Annotated in this window: 5 protein-coding genes and 1 pseudogene; all 6 read left to right on the top strand. The window is 39.3% G+C overall.

The window, feature by feature from the left end; genetic code table 11:
• The coding region (locus F6K37_RS36125) for a transposase (protein WP_287255794.1) at positions 1–230 on the top strand (230 nt) is incomplete at its 5' end.
• A gap of 319 nt (positions 231–549) precedes the next feature.
• Positions 550–738, top strand: a pseudogene (locus F6K37_RS36120) (IS630 family transposase); the annotation flags it as partial.
• A 70-nt stretch (positions 739–808) separates the two neighbouring features.
• Positions 809–1,219, top strand: a complete 411-nt coding sequence (locus F6K37_RS36115; protein ID WP_008191000.1) for a transposase family protein — start codon at positions 809–811, stop codon at positions 1,217–1,219.
• A 356-nt stretch (positions 1,220–1,575) separates the two neighbouring features.
• The gene (locus tag F6K37_RS36110) at positions 1,576–2,016 is read left to right on the top strand and encodes a helix-turn-helix domain-containing protein (RefSeq protein ID WP_287255792.1); all 441 of its coding nucleotides are present in this window, start codon (positions 1,576–1,578) and stop codon (positions 2,014–2,016) included.
• A 50-nt stretch (positions 2,017–2,066) separates the two neighbouring features.
• Entirely contained in the window at positions 2,067–2,345 is a 279-nt protein-coding gene (locus F6K37_RS36105; RefSeq protein WP_287255790.1) for a transposase, read from the top strand.
• 137 nt (positions 2,346–2,482) lie between these two features.
• Complete coding sequence (locus tag F6K37_RS36100; protein WP_287255795.1) at positions 2,483–2,731, top strand: transposase; 249 nt, start codon at positions 2,483–2,485, stop codon at positions 2,729–2,731.
• Positions 2,732–3,117 lie beyond the last annotated feature (386 nt).

Genomic DNA, 3,117 nt, shown 5'->3' with positions numbered 1-3,117 from the left:
CGTGCGTTCCAGTTGGATTGCATTTAGAGTTTCTTCCCCCTTACTCCCCTGAGTTGCAACCAGCAGAACGTCTTTGGTCAATTTTGGATGAGCCGATTGCCAACCGGACCTTTGAGAAGATTGAAGAGTTGGAGCAGGTAATTTGCGCTCGCTGTTGTGTTTTACTCAAGCAGTGCGACTTTATTCGTGGTCTGACCCATTTTCATTGGTGGCAGGCAGCCAAGGCTTAACGATAACTATTTAACCGGATTTGATATGAGGATGAACATCGCCTGGGACTCAAACCTGTGGTTCGACGCATTTATGATCCAGTTGGTGACTGGCCAATTGCCCATGTCAAGTCGCTTGACCGTAGGTCACGCTTCGCGAACGCTCCAATTCAAAATTCAAAATTATTAAAAAATTACAATCAGTGGGGGCTTGTACCCGCCACTGATTGAAGACCACTGAAAAAATCAGTGGGGGCTTGTACCCGGAATTAATTAATTCAAAATTTGTTCAATTCTATATTTTTTATTTTTAATTTTTAATTTTTAATTCCCCTTTGGGGTCAATTGGAGATTTGAGTGGTTATGGTTGTATGCTTTTGCACACCCGTGTACGGTCGAAACTAAGGCGTGGATTCTGCCTTATGTCAATACTGAGCTATTTAATCGGGTTTTGGCAGAATTTGCTGCTGAATTTAATAATGGTGATGATAAACACATTGTTTTAGTTGTTGACCAAGCTGGATGGCATACCAGGGTAAGCGCAAGAAAAACGAACTCATAATATGCTAAGGGAAACAATGTGATAATAAAAATATCAAATGGTTAAAGGCTTCGATCAACCCACTAACTCAACCGCAACCAGTGGCCAATCCTTGCCAGTACAGCCTGCCCTAAATTGTGAACAGCAACAGCCGCAAATGCTCGAGCATTTTGATCACCTCAGTGATCCGCGAGGTAAACAAGGAGTGCTCCATCCATTTGTGAGCATTGTGATGATTGCACTGTTAGCTACCATCGGGGGCGCGACAGGGTGGGAAGATATCGAAACCTATGGGATCAGCCACCAGCATTGGTTGTCGAGCTTTTTACCATTGCCAAATGGGATGCCCTCAGCAGATACATACCGACGAGTGTTTGAGCAGATATCTCCGAGTGCATTGAGGCGACGTTTCAATAGTTGGTTGAGTAGTTTGGTGACAGATGCCCGGAGCACAGGTTATCCCCATTGATGGCAAACAACTCAAGAGTTCCTATGACCGCAACCAGTCAAAATCTGCATTGCATATGGTGAGTGCTTGGGCGAGTGAGCATAGGTTGTTTCTTGGGCAAGTTAAAGTTGAAGATAAGTAGTAGGACAAAAATAAACAGTACTATATGAATTTTTGTAAAGAAAAGTCAGCGATAGGCCTAACTGCACGCTCCGGGAAAGCCAAGTGCGCTTAAGTCCTATAGCTTGAGGATCGGAGGTGGAAAAATAAATCAAGTATAGATTGCCGACTCAAATCCAATGAGAATTAATCTTTTTTTAATTTTTGGATTCGGGCAATTGTGAGATGATTAGAGAAAGATTTGGAGTCGGCGCTCAATGTCATCTCCCCCTTTAAGAGTATTTTTAACTAAGGCTCAAGACATCACTTTATTTGAATTAAGTAAAGCTGACAAAATTCCCCAAAGAACAAGAGATAGGGCTTCAGCCCTGAGACTCTCATCTATGGGATGGAAAGTGAAAAAAATAGCGATTTATTTGAATTGTTCAATTCAAACAGTTAGAGAAATAATACATAGATGGGAAAAGAGGGGATTAACAGGATTGTGGGATGCTCCCCGGTCAGGAAGAAAAAAGAAATGGACGACAGAAGATTTAGCAATAATCGAGCAAAAATTAGAGACAGAGTCAAGAGCATATAGCAGTAATCAGCTTTGTAATTTTATAGAAAATGAAAAAAAAATTAATCTAAGTGAGCGTCATCTAAGAAGAATTCTAAAAAAAAACTATATAGATGGAAAAGAACGAGAAAATCTCTGAAAGGAAAGCAAAATAGTCAGCAAGTAGCCATCAATAAAAATGATTTAGAAATGCTGGAAATCTCAGCAGCAGTGGGAGAAATTTGTTTAAAATATTTAGATGAGTCCGGCTTTAGTTTATGGGCGGAAACCTTATACACTTGGATGAAAATTGGAACTCAAAAAAGAATTGAACAGGGTAAAAAAAAAGGAAAAAGATTAAATATATGTGGACTATTAGAAAGAGGAAAAAGTTTTGAATATGGATTAGCTTTCAAAAGTTTTAAAAGCGGTGCGACCCCGCGCTTTTTCAAAGCGCTAGGGAACGCGCACCAAGAGAGCGAAAGTTAGATCAAATTAATGAATTGGCAAGCAGTACAAGCAGAAGAAAGATTAAAGAAAACTGGAAAAATAACTAAGGTGCGCTTTCCGTTGGCGAATTAAATTCGCCACGGGTCGCACCTGTTGTTGTTCAAGACCAAGGTTCTATTCATACAAGTAAATTAACAAAATCTAATTATGATAAATGGGAGAGTCTTGGACTCTATATATTCTTATTACCTACTTATTCTCCTGAACTCAATCGAATTGAGAACGAGTGGCAACGACTGAAAGAAGATGAATTAGCTGGTCAAATGTTTGAGGATGAATACGAATTGGCCCTCGCTGTAATGGCAGGTATTCAGACGAGACAAAATCGGAATGGATTGGCGGTCAAAAGATTTAGATTTAATTAATTTTTTAGGTTTGATTTAAGAAATTGACTGGATAATTAATGACTCTCATCTGCTAACTATTCTGTCATTTTGCTTCGGTCTGCTTCTGGTTATATAGAAGTGATTTAATTTGTTTAATGGCCGGTTTTTTTAAAGATTTTTACGATTTTCAACTGCTCTAGGTCTTGCTTTTTTAAAATTGACATCAGGTCACGTAATGTTAGACTTATCGCTCCTTTACAAAAATTAATACAGTACAATTTATTTTTGTCCGACTACTTAAAACTAATGAAATTACAGCCATCCCAGCTTTACTAGAATTATTGGACATCTGTGGGTGCATCATTACTATCGATGCTATGGGTACTCAGCTACAGAAACGCCCATAGTATTCGTGCCAAAGGTGC

This window comes from Moorena sp. SIO4E2 (assembly GCF_010671945.1).
GTDB lineage: Bacteria > Cyanobacteriota > Cyanobacteriia > Cyanobacteriales > Coleofasciculaceae > Moorena > Moorena producens.
Note: the sequence above shows the minus strand (reverse complement) of the source record. Positions and strands in the feature narration are given on the sequence as shown.